Annotated in this window: 19 protein-coding genes; 17 read left to right on the top strand and 2 right to left on the bottom strand. The window is 74.2% G+C overall.

Going from position 1 to position 18,280, the window contains the following annotated elements; translation table 11 throughout:
* Positions 1 to 117: 117 nt before the first annotated feature.
* Positions 118 to 426, bottom strand: coding sequence for an antibiotic biosynthesis monooxygenase family protein (locus ACH4C6_RS30560; RefSeq protein WP_398111875.1), 309 nt, complete (start codon positions 424 to 426; stop codon positions 118 to 120).
* 134 nt (positions 427 to 560) lie between these two features.
* Between ACH4C6_RS30560 and ACH4C6_RS30555 the strand changes: the two genes are divergently transcribed.
* The 13 genes from ACH4C6_RS30555 to ACH4C6_RS30495 all read left to right on the top strand — a co-directional run bounded on the left by ACH4C6_RS30555 (position 561) and on the right by ACH4C6_RS30495 (position 14,141).
* Positions 561 to 1,589, top strand: a complete 1,029-nt coding sequence (locus tag ACH4C6_RS30555) for an ATP-binding cassette domain-containing protein (RefSeq protein WP_398111874.1) — start codon at positions 561 to 563, stop codon at positions 1,587 to 1,589.
* Positions 1,586 to 2,410 carry an ABC transporter permease gene (locus ACH4C6_RS30550; RefSeq protein WP_398111872.1) on the top strand — a complete coding sequence of 275 codons (825 nt, stop codon included), beginning with the start codon at positions 1,586 to 1,588 and terminating at the stop codon, positions 2,408 to 2,410. Before ACH4C6_RS30555 ends, ACH4C6_RS30550 begins: the two co-directional genes overlap by 4 nt.
* Positions 2,411 to 2,450: 40 nt before the next feature.
* Complete coding sequence (locus ACH4C6_RS30545; RefSeq protein ID WP_398111871.1) at positions 2,451 to 5,291, top strand: DEAD/DEAH box helicase; 2,841 nt, start codon at positions 2,451 to 2,453, stop codon at positions 5,289 to 5,291.
* Complete coding sequence (locus ACH4C6_RS30540; protein ID WP_398111870.1) at positions 5,291 to 6,595, top strand: hypothetical protein; 1,305 nt, start codon at positions 5,291 to 5,293, stop codon at positions 6,593 to 6,595. Before ACH4C6_RS30545 ends, ACH4C6_RS30540 begins: the two co-directional genes overlap by 1 nt.
* 167 nt (positions 6,596 to 6,762) lie before the next feature.
* The gene (locus tag ACH4C6_RS30535) at positions 6,763 to 8,256 is read left to right on the top strand and encodes an AMP-binding protein (RefSeq protein ID WP_398111869.1); all 1,494 of its coding nucleotides are present in this window, start codon (positions 6,763 to 6,765) and stop codon (positions 8,254 to 8,256) included.
* A 1-nt stretch (position 8,257) separates the two neighbouring features.
* Positions 8,258 to 8,521, top strand: coding sequence for an acyl carrier protein (locus ACH4C6_RS30530; RefSeq protein ID WP_398111868.1), 264 nt, complete (start codon positions 8,258 to 8,260; stop codon positions 8,519 to 8,521).
* Between the two features lie 2 nt (positions 8,522 to 8,523).
* The gene (locus ACH4C6_RS30525) at positions 8,524 to 9,567 is read left to right on the top strand and encodes an anthranilate phosphoribosyltransferase (RefSeq protein ID WP_398111867.1); all 1,044 of its coding nucleotides are present in this window, start codon (positions 8,524 to 8,526) and stop codon (positions 9,565 to 9,567) included.
* Entirely contained in the window at positions 9,560 to 10,495 is a 936-nt protein-coding gene (gene trpA, locus ACH4C6_RS30520; RefSeq protein ID WP_398111866.1) for a tryptophan synthase subunit alpha, read from the top strand. The genes ACH4C6_RS30525 and trpA overlap by 8 nt, the downstream gene beginning before the upstream one ends.
* A 16-nt stretch (positions 10,496 to 10,511) precedes the next feature.
* Positions 10,512 to 10,886 (top strand): ectoine synthase, encoded by a 375-nt coding sequence (locus ACH4C6_RS30515; RefSeq protein WP_369193212.1) that lies wholly within the window; start codon positions 10,512 to 10,514, stop codon positions 10,884 to 10,886.
* The gene (locus tag ACH4C6_RS30510) at positions 10,886 to 12,025 is read left to right on the top strand and encodes an acyl-CoA dehydrogenase family protein (RefSeq protein WP_398111865.1); all 1,140 of its coding nucleotides are present in this window, start codon (positions 10,886 to 10,888) and stop codon (positions 12,023 to 12,025) included. The genes ACH4C6_RS30515 and ACH4C6_RS30510 overlap by 1 nt, the downstream gene beginning before the upstream one ends.
* Before the next feature lie 39 nt (positions 12,026 to 12,064).
* Positions 12,065 to 12,742, top strand: a complete 678-nt coding sequence (locus tag ACH4C6_RS30505; protein WP_398111864.1) for a transglutaminase family protein — start codon at positions 12,065 to 12,067, stop codon at positions 12,740 to 12,742.
* Complete coding sequence (locus tag ACH4C6_RS30500; protein ID WP_398111863.1) at positions 12,742 to 13,410, top strand: N-(5'-phosphoribosyl)anthranilate isomerase; 669 nt, start codon at positions 12,742 to 12,744, stop codon at positions 13,408 to 13,410. Before ACH4C6_RS30505 ends, ACH4C6_RS30500 begins: the two co-directional genes overlap by 1 nt.
* Positions 13,407 to 14,141, top strand: a complete 735-nt coding sequence (locus ACH4C6_RS30495; RefSeq protein ID WP_398111861.1) for an indole-3-glycerol-phosphate synthase — start codon at positions 13,407 to 13,409, stop codon at positions 14,139 to 14,141. Before ACH4C6_RS30500 ends, ACH4C6_RS30495 begins: the two co-directional genes overlap by 4 nt.
* A gap of 33 nt (positions 14,142 to 14,174) precedes the next feature.
* Here ACH4C6_RS30495 and ACH4C6_RS30490 read toward each other — a convergent pair whose 3' ends face one another.
* A complete protein-coding gene (locus tag ACH4C6_RS30490) occupies positions 14,175 to 14,759 on the bottom strand; it encodes a DUF2269 domain-containing protein (protein WP_398111860.1) in 585 nt (194 codons plus the stop codon).
* A 164-nt stretch (positions 14,760 to 14,923) separates the two neighbouring features.
* Here ACH4C6_RS30490 and ACH4C6_RS30485 point away from each other — a divergent pair, with 164 nt between their 5' ends.
* The 4 genes from ACH4C6_RS30485 to ACH4C6_RS30470 are packed head-to-tail and all read left to right on the top strand — an operon-like array spanning position 14,924 to position 18,224.
* Positions 14,924 to 15,784, top strand: coding sequence for an NAD(P)H-binding protein (locus tag ACH4C6_RS30485; protein ID WP_398111859.1), 861 nt, complete (start codon positions 14,924 to 14,926; stop codon positions 15,782 to 15,784).
* Complete coding sequence (locus tag ACH4C6_RS30480; protein ID WP_398111858.1) at positions 15,781 to 16,824, top strand: zinc-binding dehydrogenase; 1,044 nt, start codon at positions 15,781 to 15,783, stop codon at positions 16,822 to 16,824. The genes ACH4C6_RS30485 and ACH4C6_RS30480 overlap by 4 nt, the downstream gene beginning before the upstream one ends.
* Positions 16,825 to 16,863: 39 nt before the next feature.
* Positions 16,864 to 17,307, top strand: coding sequence for an ester cyclase (locus ACH4C6_RS30475; protein WP_398111857.1), 444 nt, complete (start codon positions 16,864 to 16,866; stop codon positions 17,305 to 17,307).
* A complete protein-coding gene (locus ACH4C6_RS30470) occupies positions 17,304 to 18,224 on the top strand; it encodes an MBL fold metallo-hydrolase (RefSeq protein WP_398111856.1) in 921 nt (306 codons plus the stop codon). The genes ACH4C6_RS30475 and ACH4C6_RS30470 overlap by 4 nt, the downstream gene beginning before the upstream one ends.
* Positions 18,225 to 18,280: the final 56 nt, after the last annotated feature.

The following is an 18,280-nucleotide window of genomic DNA, read 5'->3' as shown; positions in this document are numbered from 1 at the left end:
TTCTCATCTCCCCACCCCCCAGCCGGGTCTTTTGGCGCGGGTGCGCTCGGCTCCCCCCCGGGGGGCGGGGCGCGCCTCCCCGGCCCCCCCCCCCCCGCTCGCCTGTGCGCGGGGCGCTCAACTCGTCGGGGCGGTGGCCGCGGTGCGTTCCATCACCGGCGCGTACAGGTTCGGCTCGCTGGTGCTCAGGGTGCGCAGGGCGGCGGCGTGCGGGACGAAGTCCGGGTGCGTGACGGCCGCCCGGAAGGACTCGGCGTCCGCCCACTCCGCGATGTTGACGTAGCTGCCCGGCTGCTCGCTGTGGCGCAGCAGCCGGTGGCTGAGGAATCCGGGGCGGTCCCGGAAGAAGGCCGAGGTGTCGTCGAAGAGCCGCTCGAACTCCTCGGCCGGGCCGGTGACCGTGAAGCGGTTGATGAAGGTGACCACGTGCTCCTCCGTGCCGGTGGGCGTGCGCTGACGTCCCGACGCTTCCGTCTGCCGCTCGAGCGGGACTCGAAGGCGGGCCGAGCGGCCGCCCCCACACTGCACAGCACGTCATCCATCTCTGCGGAAGGACATCCATGGGATCCGAATACGCGATCCTCGCCGAGAACCTGTGCAAGCGGTACGGCGAGGCGCCGGCCCTGAACGGGTTCCACCTGCGGGTGCGGGAGGGGACCGTCCACGGGCTGCTCGGGCCCAACGGCGCGGGCAAGACCACCGCGGTGCGCATCCTGTCCACGCTGGCCCGGCTGGACGAGGGCCGCGCCGAGGTCGCCGGGTTCGACGTGGTCCGACGCAGCGCGCAGGTGCGGGCCAGGATCGGGTTGCTCGGACAGTACGCGGCGGTCGACGAGGTGCTCAGCGGCCGGCAGAACCTGGTGATGTTCGGCCGGCTCCACCACCTGGGCAAGCGGGCGGCGGGGGAGCGCGCGGACGCGCTGCTGGAGCAGTTCGGGCTCGCCGGTACGGGTGCCAAGCAGGTGAAGGACTACTCGGGCGGGATGCGGCGGCGGCTGGACCTGGCGGCCAGCCTGATCCTCGCCCCCCGGGTGCTGTTCCTCGACGAGCCGACGACCGGGCTGGACCCGCGCAGCCGCAACGAGGTGTGGGCGGCGGTGCGTTCACTGGTCGACGACGGCACGACGGTGCTGCTCACCACGCAGTACCTGGACGAGGCCGACCAGCTCGCCGACCGGATCTCGGTCATCGCGTCGCCGGGCGGCGCCGGCGGGCGGGTGATCGCCGAGGGCACGCCCGACGAACTGAAGTCGGCGATCGGCGGCGACCGGATCGACGTCACGGTCCGCAACTCCGCCGACCTCAGCACCGCGGCCGAGGTGCTGGCGCGGATCACCGGCCGGGACACCGACACCGACCCCGAGAGCCGGCGCGTGGGCGTGCCGGTCCAGGACCGGGTCGTCGCACTGACCGAGACCGTGCGCGCGCTGGGCGACGCGGGCGTGGCGGCCGAGGACATCGCGCTGCGCCGCCCGACCCTCGACGAGGTGTTCCTCCACCTCACGGGCGCGCGGCAGGACACCGACGACCCGGGGACCGAAGCGGTCCCCACCGACCGCGACGAGAACAAGGAAGAGGTGACGGTGTGACCACCGCAGCCCCGCAGCCCACGACCGGGACGGGCGGTGCCCGCTGGGCCCTGTCGGACTCCTGGGTCCTGACGGGCCGCTCCCTGGCCCACTGGGCCCGCAACCCCGCGCCGGTCGTCATCGGGCTGCTCTTCCCGATCATGATGGTGCTGATGTTCGGCTACCTGTTCGGCGGCGCGATGCAGGTGCCCGGAGGCGGCAGCTACCGCGAGTTCCTGGTGCCGGGCATGTTCGCCATGACGATGGTCTTCGGCATCGAGGTGACGATGCTCGCCGTGATCAGCGACGCGGCCAAGGGCGTCACCGACCGCTTCCGCGCCATGCCCACGTCCTCCGGCGCGGTGGTCACCGGCCGCAGCATCGCCGACATGCTCAACTCGGTCCTCGGGCTGACCGTGATGATCCTGTGCGGCCTGGCCGTCGGCTGGCGGGCGGACAACGGCACGGGCCGCGCCCTCGCGGCCGTCGGACTGCTCCTGCTGCTGCGCTTCGCCCTGCTGTGGGTGGGCATCTACCTCGGACTCGTCTTCACGGACACGGCCGCCGTGACCGCCGTGCAGACCCTGGTGTGGCCGCTGGGATTCCTGTCCAACGCGTTCGTCTCGCCGGACACCATGCCGGGCTGGCTCGCCGCGGTCTCCGAGTGGAATCCGCTGTCGGCGACGGTGACGGCGGCCCGGCGGCTGTTCGGCAACCCCGGCTGGGACACCGGCACCTGGGCGTCGGATCAGGCCATGCTCATGGCCGTGATCTGGCCACTGATCATTATCGCGGTCTTCTTCCCGCTGTCCGTGCGACGCTACCAGCGGCTCGGCCGCTGAAACCGGTCACGCCGGGCAGACGAAAGGACTCCAGAAGGACATGGCAGTGACGACAGGTGCGCGCACCGGCGACCTCACGCGGTGCGCCGTGCTGTTCGAGGCGGCCGACCCGCCCCGCGCCGGCAGAGTGGTGTTCTGGGACGCGCGGGGCGGCTTACCACCGGCCGGCGAGGATCCACAGGGGGACACCGGCGAGGCCGACGTCGTCGGCGTCGAGGACGGGGTGCCCGTCACCCGCACCGTCCCGGTCGTGCGCCTGCCGATCGCCGACGCCCTGCCCGTCCTCGCCCGCGCGGCCCGGCCCGGAGCCGGGCAGGTACACCCGGCCGCCGCCTTCTGGGGCCGGGCGGCCGCGATCGCCCTGCACCTGGCGGCCCGCGAGCGACTGCTGCCGGGCGTCAGCACAGCCGGGTACGACGCCTGGCGCACCGGGCCCCTGGACCTGGACGACGTCGGACGCGTACGCGACCTGGCGGCCGCCGCGCCGCCCGAGGCGTATGCCACCGCCCTGCCGGGCACGGCCGGTGCGGGTGCCCGGATGCCCGAACCCGAAGGCCTCGTACGGGCGTTCCTCGACGCCGTCGCCGACGTGCTGCCGCGCACCCCCGCCGCGCACGCGGCGACCGGCCGGGCGGCCTTCGCCGCCGTCGAACCCCAGCACGTGCCGCAACTGCGGGCCTGGGCCGAGGAGATCTCCGCGGGACTCGACTCCGGGGTGCGGGTCTCGCTGCGGGTCGAGCTCACCGAAGGCTCGGGCGGTGACGGCCCCGGAGCGGAGCCGCCCGGCCTGCGGCTCGTCCCGCGCGCCCACAGCCTCGCCGACCCGACCCTCGCGCTCGACGCGGGCGAGCTGTTCGAGAGCGCCGACCACGCGCTGGGCCCGCGCGCCCAGGCCGACACCGTGCTCGCCGTCCGCCGCGCCTCGGGCGTGTGGCCACCGCTGGAGCGTCTGCTGCCCGTGCCGCGCGCCCTGGACCTGTCCGACCGGGACGTCACCGACCTGCTGGGTGAGGGGGCCGGCCGGCTGCGGGCCCACGGCATCGACGTGGTGTGGCCCGAGGACGCCCACCGCGCGCCGACCGCCCGCGCCGTCGTCGGCGCCGATCTTCCGCCGCCCACCGACCTGCGTTCCTTCTTCGGCGGCGACGGCACGGTCGACCTGCGCTGGCAGCTCGACCTCGACGGCGATCCGCTGACCGAGGAGGAGACGGCGGCGATCGCCGCGGGCCGGCCCCTGGTACGGCTGCGGGGCGGATGGATCCTCGTCGGCGCCGACCTCGCCCGCAAGGCACGCGACCGGCAGGTGGGCTCCCTCACCGCGATCGAGGCCCTCGCCGCCGCCCTGAGCGGACACACACGGATCGGCACCGAGCAGGTTCCGGTCGCCCCCACCGCCTGGTTGCAGGCGCTGCGCGCCCGGCTGTCCGACCCGGACGGCGGCGACGAACCCGTCCGGCAGCCGGCCGCACTCACCGCCACACTGCGCGACTACCAGCTGCGCGGCCTGCGGTGGCTGGACCGGATGACCTCACTGGGTCTCGGCGGCTGCCTCGCCGACGACATGGGCCTGGGCAAGACCCTCCAGCTCATCGCGCTGCACCTGCTGCGCCGGGAAGCGGGCAGCCGCGGCCCCACGCTGGTCGTCTGCCCGGCCTCCCTGCTGGGCAACTGGCAGCGGGAGGTGGGCAGGTTCGCCCCCGGCACCGCCGTGCGCCGCTACCACGGCGCCGGGCGCACCCTGGACGGCGCCGACGACGGGTTCGTGCTGACGACGTACGGCACCATGCGCCTCGACGCTGGCCGACTGGCGGAGCACGCCTGGGACATGGTCGTCGCCGACGAGGCCCAGCACGTCAAGAACCCGCACTCGGGCACCGCGAAGGCGCTGCGCCTCATCCCCGCCGACGCCAAGGTCGCGCTCACCGGCACACCCGTGGAGAACAGCCTGTCCGAGCTGTGGGCGGTGCTGGACTGGACGACACCCGGACTGCTGGGCGGGTACGGGGAGTTCCGCCGGCGCTGGATGGCGCCGATCGAGGCGGAGCGCGCCGAGGGGGAGCGGACCACGGCCACGCGCCTGGCGGGTCTCGTCCGCCCCTTCCTGCTGCGCCGCCGCAAGTCCGACCCGGGCATCGCACCGGAACTGCCCCCCAAGACCGAGACGGACCGGCCGGTCGCGCTCACCGCAGAGCAGTCCTCCCTGTACCGCACGCAGGTGCGGGAGGTGATGGCGCAGATCCGCGGCAGCGAGGGCATCGCCCGCAACGGACTCGTCCTGAAGCTGCTCACCGGCCTGAAGCAGATCTGCAACCACCCCGCCCAGTTCCTCAAGGAGGAGGGCACGGCGCTCACCGGGCGCTCCGGAAAGCTGGAGCTGCTCGACGAACTCCTCGGCACGATCACCGCCGAGGACGGCGCCGCGCTGGTGTTCACGCAGTACGTCGCCATGGCGCGGCTGCTCGAGCGGCACCTGCGGGAGCGGGGCGTGCCCGTGCAGCTCCTGCACGGCGGCACGCCCGTGCCCAAGCGCGAGGAACTGGTACAGCGCTTCCAGGACGGGGAAGTGCCCGTCTTCCTGCTGTCGTTGAAGGCGGCGGGCACCGGGCTCAACCTCACCCGCGCCGATCACGTCGTGCACTACGACCGCTGGTGGAACCCCGCGGTGGAGGCCCAGGCGACGGACCGTGCGTACCGCATCGGCCAGACCCGGCCGGTCCAGGTCCACCGGCTGATCGCCGAGGGCACCGTCGAGGACCGGATCGCCGCGCTGCTGGAGTCCAAGAAGGAACTGGCCGACGCGGTGCTGGGCACGGGCGAGCAGGCACTGACGGAGCTGACGAACGACGAGCTGGCCAACCTGGTCGAGCTGAGGAGCGAGTGATGGGCGAGGCACAGGGGAGCGGTGCACGGGGCTTTCCCGCCTTCGCGGCACGCAGGGGCGGGCGCGCCCGCGGTCAGTCCTTCTGGGGCAAGGCGTGGACCGAGGCCGTGGAGGACACCTGGCCCGAGGAGGAGTCGCTGAAGGGCGGGCGGGCCTTCGCACGCACCGGGCGGATCGGTCCCGTCACCGTCAGCCCGGGGCGCATCGCCGCGGAGGTGTACGGAGGCGAGAGCGCGTACACCACCGTGGTCACACTCACGGAGCTGGACGCGGGGGAGTGGGAGCTGCTCTGGGAGAAGGCCGCCGACCGGACCGGCGTCGCGGAGGGACTGCTCGCCGGTGAGCTGCCGGAGGACTTCCTGGAGGCCGTCGAGGACGCCCGGGTGCGGATGCTCCCCGGATACGGCGACCTGGACGCGGACTGCGACTGCGACGCGCTGGAGCACCCGTGCGCGCATGCCACGGCACTGTGCTATCAGATGGCGTGGCTGCTGGACGCGGAGCCGTGGCTGCTGCCGCTCGTCAGGGGCAGGGACCTCGACGAAGCCCTGGAGGAACTGAAGTCGGAGCTGCTGCTGCGGGCGATGGCGGGCACGGACGACGACGGACCGGACCACGAGGACGGCGACGACGAGCGCGCCGCCGGGGGCAGCGGGCCGGCGGAAGCGGCCGCGGCCGGTCCGCCGCCCGGCGTCGACCCCGTCGCGGCATGGGCCCGGGGCGACGTGCCGCTGCCCGCTCCGCCACCGCTGCCCGCCGCCCCGGCCGGCACCGACGAGCCCGTCACCGGCATCGAGGCCGACCCGCTGGAGCACCTGGTCGCCGACGCGGCGGTGCGGGCCCGGGGCCTGCTCGCCTACGCCCTCGGGCTGACCGCGCAGCCCCCGCCGCCGCTCGACCAGTGGCAGGACACCGTGCGGATCGCCGCCACGCACCCCGATCCGAGGGTGCCGGAGCGGCTGCGCGTCAGCTGCGGCCGGCCACCCCGGGAGCTGGACCGTGCGGTCGAGGCCTGGCGCACCGGCGGAGCGGCCGGGCTGGAGGTGCTGGAGCACACCTGGTCACCGTCCGCCCAGGAGACCGCCCGGGCCCGGGCGGCGCTCTCGGCGGGCTGGGAGGCGGACGAGCTGCCCGGGCCGGACATCCGGGACAACCACTGGACCCTGGCCGGACAGGGCGTCCAGCTGCGCCTGGGGCGCGACGGACGGTGGTACCCCTACCGCGACGAGTCGGGCACCTGGTGGCCCGCCGGTGAGCCGCACGGCGACCCGGCGGACGCGCTGGTGGAACTGACCGGCGGCTGAGCGCCGCACGGCCCGAGGGGCCGCGTCACCTGCCCGGTGACGCGGCCCCTCGGCGTTCGGCGGGCCGGTCGCAGGCGGCGAAGTGCAGCGGGGCTCCATCCATCCTCCAGACGGCGCAACCACCATCAGAACCCGCAGGAGTGCAAGGGCGAACCGGGGGAGGGGCCGTGAGCGCAGGCGCGGGTGGGACGCAGGGCCGGCACGGGCTGCTCGACGGCATCGTCGGGCAGGCACGCCGGACGCCGCGGGCGCCCGCCCTGGTGTGGCGGGACGAGGAGATCAGCTACGGCACGCTGCTGCGCCTCGCGGCGCGGGAGCGCGGCCGCATCGCGCACCTGCCGGGCGACGAACCGGTCGCGGTACCCGCCGTGAAGTCGCCCGCCACGATCGCGCTGGTCCTGGCCTGCCTGCTGGAGCGGCGGCCGGTGCTGCTGCCCGCCGCGACGCTCGGCCCGCAGGCACTGGACCGGCTGCACCGGCAGGCCGGCGTCCAGGAGGTGCTGCGGCCGTGCGCCACCGATGCGTCCGGGCCGCGGGCCGACCCGCCCGCACACCCCGCGCCGCCCACCGGCCGGCCCGCCCTGCTGCTGACCACCTCCGGCTCCACCGGCCTGCCGAAGATCGTCCCGCTGCACCCGGACGCCCTCGACGCCTTCGCCGGCTGGGCCGGCGCCGCCTTCGGCATCGCACCGGGCACCACCGTCCTCAACTACGCGCCGCTCAACTTCGACCTCTGCCTGCTCGACGTGTGGACCACCCTCGCCCACGGCGGCCGTGTCGTCCTCGTCGACCCCGACCACGCGCTGGACGGCGCGCGGCTGCTCGGCCTGCTCCGGCGGCACGAGGTGCACGTCGTGCAGGCCGTGCCCATGCTCTTCCGGCTGCTGGCCGACGCGGCGGACGCCACCGGGACATGCCTGCCCGCCGTGCGCCACGCCATGTTCACCGGCGACGCCATCCCCGGGCCGCTGCTCGGCCGGCTGCCCGGCCTGCTGCCCGGAGCCCGGCTGCACAACGTCTACGGCTGCACCGAGACCAACGACAGCTTCCTCCACGAGGTCGACGCTGGTGCCCCCGTGACGACGCCCCTCCCTCTCGGCGCCCCGCTGCCCGGAGTCCAGGCGCTCGTCGTCTCGGCCGAAGGCGCGGTGCTCGCGGGTCCCGGCACGGGCGAACTGCTCGTCTCCACACCGTTCCAGACGCGCGGCTACCTCGGTGTCGCCGCCGCCCGGCAGGTGCTCGTACCGCACCCCGAACGCGACGACGGGCGGTGCTACTTCCGCAGCGGCGACCTGGTGCGCAGGCACCCGGACGGCTCCCTGACCCTGGAGGGCCGCACCGACCACCAGGTCAAGGTGCGGGGCGTGCGGGTCAACACCCAGGAGGTGGAGCACCTCCTGCTCGGCCACCGCGAGGTGACCGAGGCGGCCGTCCTCGCCCTGCCCGACCCCGTCGCCGGCCGCCTGCTGCACGCCGTCGTCCGCCGTGCCCCGGGCTCGGGCCTCAACAGCCTGACGCTGCGCGGGCACCTCGCCCGCCGGCTGCCCCGGGCAGCGGTCCCCAGCGTGCTGCGGATCACCGACGACGCGCTGTCCCGCACCTCCACCGGCAAGGTCGACCGAGACCGGGTCGCTTCGGCCCACTTCACCAAGGAGAACTGACATGCAGTACGTTCAGGCCGTCCGGGCGTTCGTCGTCGAGGAGTTCCTGCCCGACGTGGCCGCCCACGAACTGGCCGACGACTACGACCTCATGGCGGGCGGCGTCATCGACAGCCTCGGGCTGCTCAAGGTGATCGCCTGGCTGGAGGACCGCTACGGCGTCGACACCGACGCCGTCGACCTCGACCCGGAGTCCTTCACCTCCGTCGCGGCGATCGCCGCGTTCCTCGCGGACGCGCCGCGCGAGCACGCGGGGGCCGCGTAGCCATGCACGAGGCGGTCGTCTCCCTCATCGGCCGGGACCGTCCGGTGGAACTGCGGGTGTGGCGGTCCTTCTGGGACCGGCTCCACACGGGAGGACTGCGCCGGGGGGAGGCCACGGCTCTGCTGGCCTCCCTGTCCACCCGGATGCCCGACCGGGTCACCCTGGGCGCGTTCCTCGACTCGCTGGCCGAGCGCCGGCCCGCCCGCCCCGCGGACGGATTCGGGCCGGCGGTCAACATCGTCGGCACCGGGGGCGGGCCGCGCACCTTCAACATCTCCACGGCCGCCGCGTTCGTCGCGGCGGCGATGGGGGTGCGGGTCGTCAAGACCGGCTCGCGGGCCTACACCGGCAGCTGCGGTTCCCTGGACCTGCTGGAGGAGCTCGGGATCACACCGGCGACGTCGTACGAGCAGACCCGGGACGTGCTGGAGCGCTGCGGCATCGCCTTCGCCGGGCACTTCGTGTACCCGCGCGAGATCGCCCTGCTCGCCCGGGCCGTCGCACCGCTCGACCTGCGGCAGCTGGGCTCCTTCGTCAACACCCTCGGCCCCTTCCTCGCCGACGTGCCGGTGACCGCCCAGGTGACCGGGGTGTCCCGGCCCGCGGTGCTGGACGCCCTGCGGCACGCCGCCGGCCACACCTCCCGCGCCACCGGCCGGACGGTGTGGCTGACCGACAACGACGCCGGCGCCGACGAGTTCCTCGCCTTCACCACCAACCGGGTGCGGGCCTACGAGAGCGGCGGCGAGGACGAGTTCACGCTCGTGCCCGGCGCGCTCGGCCTGGGGGCCGGCCACCTGGCCGACCTGGCTCCGGCCGAGGACGGAGTGCGGGGCGCCACCTCGCTGTTCCAGGACGTGCTGGCCGGACGCGGCGGCCCGGCGGCGACGCAGACCGTCTGCCTCAACGCCGCCGCGCTGGCGGTCGCGGGCCGGCTGACCGGTGACTGGCACCAGGCGCTGGGCGCCGCGCGCGCCGCCCTGCACAACGGCTCGGCGCTGCGGCTGGTCGAACGGCTGCGGACGAGGGAGGCGGCCCATGCCTGACGGCTTCCCCGCCGCCCGGATGCCGGGCCGCGCCCGTGGCCTGCCCCGCCCGCCCGGCGCCCCGGACACCGCCGTACGAGCCGACCCCGCGGCCGACGCCGCCGCGCGGGACGGCGGGAGCGGGCCCGGGTTCTTCGCGCGACGGCGACCCGGACGGCCCGGGCTGGCCGTGTTCGTCAACGCGGGCGACCCGCCGCTCGACGCGCTGCCGGACCTGGCGGCGATGCTCGACGACGGCGACGTCGACTGCCTCGAACTGGCCGTCCCCTTCCCGGACTCGGTGACCGACGGCCCCGTGATCCGCCGGTCCGCCGACCGGGCGCTGGCCGCCGGCGTCACGCTCGACGGGGTCCTGGACGCGGTGTCCGCCCTGCGGCCCCGGCTGCGCCGGCTGCGGATCGCGCTGCTCGCCGACTGGAGCCACACCGTCAAAGGCCGGGACCTGGACGACTTCACCCGGTCCGTCGCCGACGCCGGCTGTGACGGACTGCTGCTGCACGGACTGCCGCCCCGGCTGCGCGACGCCCACTACGACGCCGCCGAGCGCGCCGGGCTGCCCCTGGTCACCACCTGCTACGCGGTCTCCGACCCGGCGACCGCCGCGGAGGCCGCCCGGCACGCCTCCGCCTACCTGTACCTGGTCGCCCACTACGGCCGCAGCGGCACCACCGCCGCACCCGACCACGAGCGGCTCGCCGCCGCCCTCGGCACCCTGCGCGCCGCGACGCGCGCCCCGGTCGCCGTCGGCTTCGGCGTGCGCACCCGCGCCGACATCGCCGTCCTGGAGAAGCTCGGCGCGGACGCCGCGGTCGTCGGCAGCGCCGGCGTGTCCGCGATCGAACAGGCCCTGGACACCGGGCGCGACCCGGTGGAGGCGTTCGCCTCCTTCGTCGCGCAGCTGCGCCACCCCACCCTCCCCACCACATGACCGAAGGGAAGAACCCATGATCGTCCGTGCTCTCGACAGCGTCCACTGCGTCGACTGGGGCAACGGCCTCAGCCGCCGGTTCCTCACCGAGTCCGACGGGCTCGGGTACACCGTCACCGACACGATCGTGCGGGCCGGCACCAAGTCGCGGCTGGAGTACCGGCGTCACCTGGAGGCCTGCTACTGCATCAGCGGCAGCGGCGAGGTCGTCGACATGGCCGGCACCTCCCACCCCATCACTCCCGGCACCCTCTACGCACTCGACCAGCACGACGCGCACTGGCTGATCGCCGGCCCGCACGAGGACCTGCGCCTGGTGTGCATGTTCACCCCGGCGCTGCGCGGCGACGAACGCCACAACCTGGACTCGTCCGAGTTCTCCCAGTACTGATGATCACGTGGACGGACGAACAGCAGCGGCTGCGCGACGGCCTGGCGCCGCTGCTGGACAAGATCGGCGCCGGGCACGTCGAGCGTGACGCCGAGGCCGCCTTCCCCCGCGAGCAGTGGGACCTGCTGCGTGCCTCCGGCATCCTGGGCCTGCCCTTCGACACACGGTGGGGCGGGCTCGGCCAGGACCTGCTGACCACGATGTACGTCCTGGAGGGCCTCGGCCGGGGCTGCCGCGACGCGGGACTGAACTTCTCCGTCTGCAGCCACCTGGTCAGCACCGGCGTACCCCTCCAGCGGTTCGGCTCCCCGGAGCTCCAGGACCGCTACCTGCCGGGACTGTGCTCCGGCGACCTGATCGGCGCCCACGCCATCAGCGAGCCCGACAGCGGGTCGGACGCGCTGGCCATGCGCACCCGCGCCGTGCGGGACGGCGACGACTTCGTCCTCAACGGCAGCAAGGCCTTCGTCAGCAACGGGCCGGTCGCCGACGTGGTCACCGTGTACGCACGCACCAGCGACCGCCCCGGCCCGCTCAGCATCACCGCCTTCCTCGTCGACCGCGACACGCCCGGCCTGACCACCGGCCGGCCGGTCGCCAAGATGGGACTGCGCACCTCGCCGCTGTGCGAGCTGTTCCTCGACGACTGCCGCGTCCCCGCCTCACAGGTCGTGGGCCGCCCCGGCGGCGGCTTCCTCGTCCTGGACCACGTGATGCGCTGGGAGATCCTCTGCTCCTTCGTCATCAACGCGGGGGAGATGCGCGACCGGGTGGAGCGCTGCACCGAATACGCCCGCGCCCGCACCCAGTTCGGCCGGCCGATCGGCTCCTACCAGGCCGTGTCCCACAAGATCGTGGACATGGACGTCGGGACCGAGACGGCCCGCCACTGGCTGTACTCCACCGCGCGCAAACTGATGGCCGGGGAGAACGTCACCCGCGACATCGCCATCGCCAAACTCGTCACCAGCGAGGCCAACGTCGCCTCCGCGCTCGCCGCCGTCCAGATCTTCGGGGGCAACGGCTACATGGCCGAGTACGGCGTCGAGAAGGAACTGCGCAACTCGGTCGCCGGGACGATCTACTCCGGCACCTCCGAGATCCAGCGCAACCGCATCGCCTCGATGCTCGGCCTCTGAGCACACGTCGACACCCAACGGAAGCGGAACCACGCCACCATGACCCCCGAACCAGCCCTGGCAGCGACCGAGTTCATCGACCACCACAGCCCCGAGGTGCGCGCCTTCGTCCGCGACACACTGCCGGCGGGTGCCACCACCCCCACCGAACGGGCCGTGGCCCTGTACTACGCCGTGCGCGACGGCATCCACTACGAGGTGTACGGCGCGGACCTGTCCCGTGCGGGTCTGCGCGCCAGTCAGGTGGTGCGCACCGGCTCCGGCATGTGCCTGCACAAGTCGGTCCTGTACACGGCCGGGCTGCGCTCGCTCGGCATCCCGGCACGCCTGGTCCTGACCGACGTCCGCAACCATCTCGCCTCCGAGCGGCTGAAACGGCTGCTGGGCGGCGACGTGTTCCACCAGCACGCGCTCACCTCGGTGCGGCTGGAGGGCCGTTGGGTGAAGGCGACGCCGGTGTTCAACAAGACGCTGTGCCGGCTGTACCGCATGGCGCCGCTGGACTTCGACGGCACCGCCGACAGCCTGCACCACCCCTTCGACCTCAAGGGACGGCGGCAGATGGAGTTCCTGCGCGAGCACGGCGCGTTCGACGACCTGCCCTACGAGTGGCTGATCGCCGACCTGCGCGCCGCGCACCCGGGACTGTTCCAGGACGGGCCGGACGGCTCGCGCGACCGGCTCGCGCGGGGCTCACTCGTCGGCGAGGCCGTGTAGTGCTCGTCAAGATCTGCGGTGCGACCAGCGCCGCCGAGGTGCGGGGCGTCGCCGACGCCGGGGCCGACCTGATCGGGCTGTGGCACGGGGTACCCGGCGGCCGGGCGGACCTGAGCGCGCACCGCCTGACCGAGCTCGCCGCCGAGGCACGGGCGACCGGGCGCCTGGAGGCGGTACTGGTCACCTTCGCCGCCGACGCCGAGGCACTGGCCCGGCTCACGGGCCCCGGCGGCCCCGCGTGGATCCAGCTGCACGGCTACCAGCCGCCCGGCACGGTCCGCGCCCTGCGGGCCCGGGTCCCCGACGGCGTACGCATCGTCAAGGTGCTGCACGTCGACGGCGGTTCCTGCGTCGAGGCACGGCTGATCGGCGCGTACGAACGGGCCGGCACCGACTGCTTCCTGCTCGACGCGGTCGGCGCGGGCGGCCGGGTCGGCAGTACCGCCGTGAGCCTGGACGACGGCACGGTGACCGGGCTGGCCGACCGCATGCACCGGCCCTTCCTGCTCGCGGGCGGGCTGGACGCGGGCAACCGCGACCGCTTCCCCGGGACCCTCGCCCACCCCCGGTTCCTCGGCATCGACGTCGACTCGGCCGCCCGGGGCGGGGACGGCCTCCTCGCCGCGGGGAACGCGGCGGCCGTGACCCGTGCGTGGAGGGCGCCATGACGTTCACCGACGCGCTGCTGGCGGCCCCCCGCCCCGTGGTCATGGAGGTCAAGCGGCGAGACGCCGACGGCACCGACCTGCTGGGCGCCCGCTCGGTCAGCGAACTCGTCGCCGCCTACGAGAAGGCCGGGGCGCCGTGCGTCTCGGTGGTCACCGGCCGCTGGTTCGGCGGCAGCGAGGCGCTGCTGGAAGAGGTCGCCGCCGCCACGCGCCTGCCCCTGCTCCGCAAGGACTTCCTGACCAGCCGGCGCCAGCTCGAACGCAGCCGGGAACTGGGCGCCTCCGCCGTGCTGCTGACCGTGCGGCTGCTGCCCCGCGGTGTCCTGGCGCGGCTGGTGGACCACGCCCTGGACCTCGCGCTGACCCCGTTCGTGGAGGTCGCCGACGCTGCGGAGGCGGCGGCGGTGCCGAGGGCCGACCGATGCGTGGTCGCCGTCAACAACAAGGACATCACCACCCGCGAACGCCTGCCCGGTGACCTCGACCGCAGCTCCACGCTGCTGCCGGCCGTGCGGGCGACCGGCACGCGCTGCGCGGTCAGCGCCAGCGGCATCACCGACCCCACCGACGCGGCCCGGCTGCTCGACGCGGGCTTCCAGGGCCTGCTCGTCGGCACGGGGCTGCTGCGCGCCCCCCACCCGGCGCACTGGTGCGCCGCCCTGGACGCCGCACGCGACCGGCCGGCGGCGTCCGGGCACGGCCCCGGGCAGACGCGTCCGGCCCGCCGGTGAGGGCGGGCCGGAGACCGGTGACGGGCCGGTGCGTCAGGTGCGGCGGGGACGGGCCGTGGTGCGGCGGCCGCGGGCCGTGCGGCCCCACGGCTTGTAGACGGAGATGACCGCCGCCGCCGTGAGCAGCACGAACAGGGCGGGCACGCTCCACACCAGGAAGTCCGCCGGCCAGCCCGGGTTGGGGGGCGCCCCGCCGGCCTCGGCCGTGTTCTCGGTGGCCTGCATGACGATCGGGTGGATGACGAACCACGCGAAGATCGTCATGAACAGGGTGATGACCCACTTGGCGACGATCCACCAGTGCAGCAGCAGACCCCAGGCCGTGCCGCAGGACAGCAGGATGCCGGAGATCGACGCGGCCACGCTGAACACCGTGACGCTGGTGTCGTCGAACACGTACATGGCGTAGTACACGCCCTTGGCGACCGCCGCGTCGTCCGTGGTGAATCCCATGAGGGCCAGGACGGCCATGGACAGCGACAGGCCGACCCAGCCGACGGACGTGACGACGTGGACGGCCAGGGTCAGCTTGCGGCCCCGGCGGCTCAGTTGGAATCTCTTCTTCTTCCGGGCGTCCTGCTGCCCGGTCGTGCCGGGCGTGGTCGTGGGAGCGGACAAAACGCTGCCTCGCCTTCATGTCCTGTGGGAAGTGGTGGCCGTTGCCATGGTTCTCCCCTCCGCTCGAGGCGGGGTCGAGGCGGTCGACCGCCTCTCCGGGCATCCTCCAGCGGCGTTCCCGACGCTGGGCAGCACTTACTGGCCAACGAACTCGTGGAGCAGGCGTGACAATTCTGGTGACAGGAGCAACAGGATCGGTCGGCCGTCATGTGGTCGCGCGGCTCGTGGCCGCGGGTGCCACGGTGCGGGCGCTGACCAGGAATCCGGCCACCGCCGGACTCCCGGAGGGCGTGGACGTCGTCGAGGGCGACCTCACCCGCCCCGGCACGCTGCGCGCGGCGCTGCACGGGGTGGAGCGCCTCTACCTCTTCCCGGTCCCGGAGACGAGCCGCGAGGTCGTCGCGGCCGCCAAGGAGGCCGGAGTGCGCCGCATCGTCGTGCTGTCCTCGTCCTCCGTGCTGGACGAGTCGGGCGACAACCACAGCGGTGAGCACCACCGCACCGTGGAACGGGCCGTGGAGGAGTCCGGCATCGACTGGACGTTCGTGCGTCCCGACGAGTTCGCCACCAACGTCCTGTGGAAGTGGGGCCACTCCATCCGCACCGAGGGCGTGGTGCGCGCCCCGTACGGCAACGCCCCGCGCGTCCTCGTCCACGAGGCGGACGTCGCCGCCGTCGCGGTGACCGCGCTGCTGGAGGACGGGCACGCCGGCCGGGCGTACGTGCTCACCGGGCCGGAGGCGATCACCCAGGCCGACCAGGTGCGGGCCATCTCCGGCGCGCTGGGGCGCGAGGTCCGCTTCGAGGAGATCACGCCCGACCAGGCACGCGAGCAGATGGGCCGGGTCATGCCGGTGCCGGTCGTGGAGATGGTGCTGGGCTACCTGGCCGGCGCCGTGACCGACCCGCCCGCGGTCCTGGACACCGTCGAGCAGGTCACCGGTGTGCCGGCGCGGACCTTCGCCCAGTGGGCGGCCGACCACGCCGCCGACTTCGCCCCCGTGACCGAGGAGGTGGCCGCATGACCGCCGACGCCGGCCTCGGGACCGCGCTCAGCGGCGCGAAGGTCACCATGACGGGCAGCGGCAGGCCCGAGGAGCGGCTCGTCACCGCCCGCGAAGCGGCCCCCTCGGCGGGGCGCGGCAAGGTCGTGGTGCGCGTCGAGGCGGCGGGCGTGTCCTTCGCCGAGGTGCAGATGCTCCAGCACCTGCACCCCTTCCCGCCGACATTCCCCTTCGTGCCCGGCTACGACCTGGTCGGTCGCATCACCGAGGTGGGGGAGGGCGTCACCGGGTGGCGCCCCGGCGACCGGGTCGCCGCCATGCCCCGCTACGGCGCCTGGCAGGAGTACGTCGAGACGGCCGCGAAGGACCTGGCCCCGGTGCCCGGGAACCTGGACGCGGCCGAGGCGGTGGCACTGGTCACCAACGGGGTGACCGCCTACCAGATGCTGGACCGGCTGACCGGCCTGGCCCCCGGCGACACCGTGCTGGTGCACGGGGCGAGCGGCGGCGTGGGCTCCCTGCTCACCCAGCTCGCCGTCCACCGCGGCCTGCGCGTCATCGGCACCGCCTCGCCCGCGAAGCACGACGCCGTGCGCGCGCTGGGCGCCGAGCCGCTGGACTACCGCACCCCCGACCTCACGGCCGCGGTGCGCGAGCTGGCGCCGCACGGGGTGGCCGCCGTCTTCGACCACATCGGCGGCCGGGGCCTGGACGCCGGCTGGGCCATGCTGGCCGAGGGCGGCACGCTGGTGTCGTTCGACTCCTCCGTCGCCGGATACCGGCCGGGACAGTGGTTCCGCCCGCACGTCCCGGCGCTGGTGCGCACCGGCCGGCGCTTCCTGGCGCGCCTGCTCGGCCTGACGCGCGGCCGGCGGATGACCATGTACTACGTCAAGCCGGGCCGGGCCTTCAACAGCGCTCTGGACGCCCTGTACGGCCTGCTCGCCGAGGGCGTGCTGAAGCCGGAGATCGCCGGCCGCCACCCGCTCGACGGGGCCGCCACCGCGCTGCGCGACCTGCTGGACGGGCGCTCCGTCGGCAAGCACGTCCTGTTTCCCTGACACCCCACCCCACCCCACGACGACCGTGAAGGATCGATGATGTCCACGACGCTGACCGAGCCGTCCGTCCAGGAACGCAACAAGCAGATCGCGCTCGACTGTGCCGCCGCCTGGAACCGCTGGGACCTGGACGGCATCACCGAGCACTGGGCCCCCGGCATCCGGCACTTCTCCGAGGACCGTCCCGTCGACACCGAGCAGATGATCGGGGCGATGCGGGGCGGCCTCGCCGCTTTCCCCGACCTGCACCTGGACGTCAAGAGCGCCGTCTCGGAGGGCGACCGGGTGATCCTCCGGATCACCGTGACGGCGACCCACCTGGGCGAGTTCATGGGCAAGGCCCCGACCGGCAAGAAGGTCACCTGGTTCATGCTGGAGGAGCTGCGCTTCGACGACGACGGCCGGATCATCGAGCACTACGACGTGTTCAACTACCTGCCGATGCTCAAGGAGCTGGGCTTCGTCCCCGCGGACGCGCTGTGAGCACCGCCGTCGCCCTCGCGGGGGAGCTCACCGAGGTCGCCGACGGGGTGCACGCCTTCGTGCAGCCCGACGGCGGCTGGTGCCTGAACAACGCGGGCCTGGTCGCCGGCGACGACGGCCGGGCCGTGCTCGTCGACACCGCGGCGACGCAGACGCGCGCGCGGCGGCTGCGCGAGGAGGTGCTGCGCGTGACGGGCACGCCGCCGCGCACCCTGGTCAACACGCACTTCCACGGCGACCACACCTTCGGCAACCACCTCTTCCCGGAGGCCGTGGTCGTCGCCCACGAGCGGACACGCTCGGACATGGCGGCCGCCGGTCTCCACCTGACGTCGCTGTGGCCGGACGTGTGCTGGGGCGACATCGAACTCGCCCTGCCCGAGGTCACCTTCCGCGACGCCCTCACCCTGCACGCGGGGAGCGTGCGGGTGGAGCTGCTGCACCTCGGCCCGGCCGCGCACACCACCAACGACACCGCGGTGTGGCTGCCCGAACGGCGCGTGCTGTTCACCGGGGACCTGGTGATGTCCGGGGTGACGCCGTTCTGCCTGATGGGGTCCGTCAGCGGCTCCCTGGACGCCCTGGAGCGGATGCGCCGGCTGGACCCGCTCGTGGTCGTGCCGGGGCACGGACCGGTCGGCGGCCCCGAGGTCCTCGACGCCAACGAGGCCTACTTCCTCCGGCTGCGCGACCTTGCCCGGCAGGGGATCGCCGACGGGGTGACGCCCCTGGAGCTGGCCCGCGCCGCCGGACCCGGCCCCTTCGCCCGGTTGCTGGACGCCGAACGGCTGGTGCCGAACCTGCACCGCGCCTACGCGGAGGAGCGTGGTGCGGCGCCCGGCGATCCGCTGGACGTCCCGGCCCTGTTCCGGGAGATGACCGCGTACCACGGCGGGCTGCCCACCTGCCGCGCGTGAACCGCGGGTGCGAAACGCCGGTGGCCCTCCCGCAGCGGGAGGGCCACCGGCGTTTC

Source organism: Streptomyces sp. NPDC017943 (assembly GCF_044328425.1).
Classification (GTDB): domain Bacteria; phylum Actinomycetota; class Actinomycetes; order Streptomycetales; family Streptomycetaceae; genus Streptomyces; species Streptomyces djakartensis_A.
The sequence above is the reverse complement of the archived record's forward strand: the minus strand, read 5'-3'. Positions and strand labels throughout refer to the sequence as shown.

Bases quoted from the DNA above. Each gene is read 5' to 3' on its own strand.
- ACH4C6_RS30555 (WP_398111874.1), top strand. From the start codon at position 561: ATGGGATCCGAATACGCGATCCTCGCCGAGAACCTGTGCAAGCGGTAC.
- ACH4C6_RS30545 (WP_398111871.1), top strand. From the start codon at position 2,451: ATGGCAGTGACGACAGGTGCGCGCACCGGCGACCTCACGCGGTGCGCC.
- ACH4C6_RS30540 (WP_398111870.1), top strand. From the start codon at position 5,291: ATGGGCGAGGCACAGGGGAGCGGTGCACGGGGCTTTCCCGCCTTCGCG.
- ACH4C6_RS30530 (WP_398111868.1), top strand. From the start codon at position 8,258: ATGCAGTACGTTCAGGCCGTCCGGGCGTTCGTCGTCGAGGAGTTCCTG.
- ACH4C6_RS30525 (WP_398111867.1), top strand. From the start codon at position 8,524: ATGCACGAGGCGGTCGTCTCCCTCATCGGCCGGGACCGTCCGGTGGAA.
- trpA (WP_398111866.1), top strand. From the start codon at position 9,560: ATGCCTGACGGCTTCCCCGCCGCCCGGATGCCGGGCCGCGCCCGTGGC.
- ACH4C6_RS30515 (WP_369193212.1), top strand. From the start codon at position 10,512: ATGATCGTCCGTGCTCTCGACAGCGTCCACTGCGTCGACTGGGGCAAC.
- ACH4C6_RS30510 (WP_398111865.1), top strand. From the start codon at position 10,886: ATGATCACGTGGACGGACGAACAGCAGCGGCTGCGCGACGGCCTGGCG.
- ACH4C6_RS30505 (WP_398111864.1), top strand. From the start codon at position 12,065: ATGACCCCCGAACCAGCCCTGGCAGCGACCGAGTTCATCGACCACCAC.
- ACH4C6_RS30495 (WP_398111861.1), top strand. From the start codon at position 13,407: ATGACGTTCACCGACGCGCTGCTGGCGGCCCCCCGCCCCGTGGTCATG.
- ACH4C6_RS30480 (WP_398111858.1), top strand. From the start codon at position 15,781: ATGACCGCCGACGCCGGCCTCGGGACCGCGCTCAGCGGCGCGAAGGTC.
- ACH4C6_RS30475 (WP_398111857.1), top strand. From the start codon at position 16,864: ATGTCCACGACGCTGACCGAGCCGTCCGTCCAGGAACGCAACAAGCAG.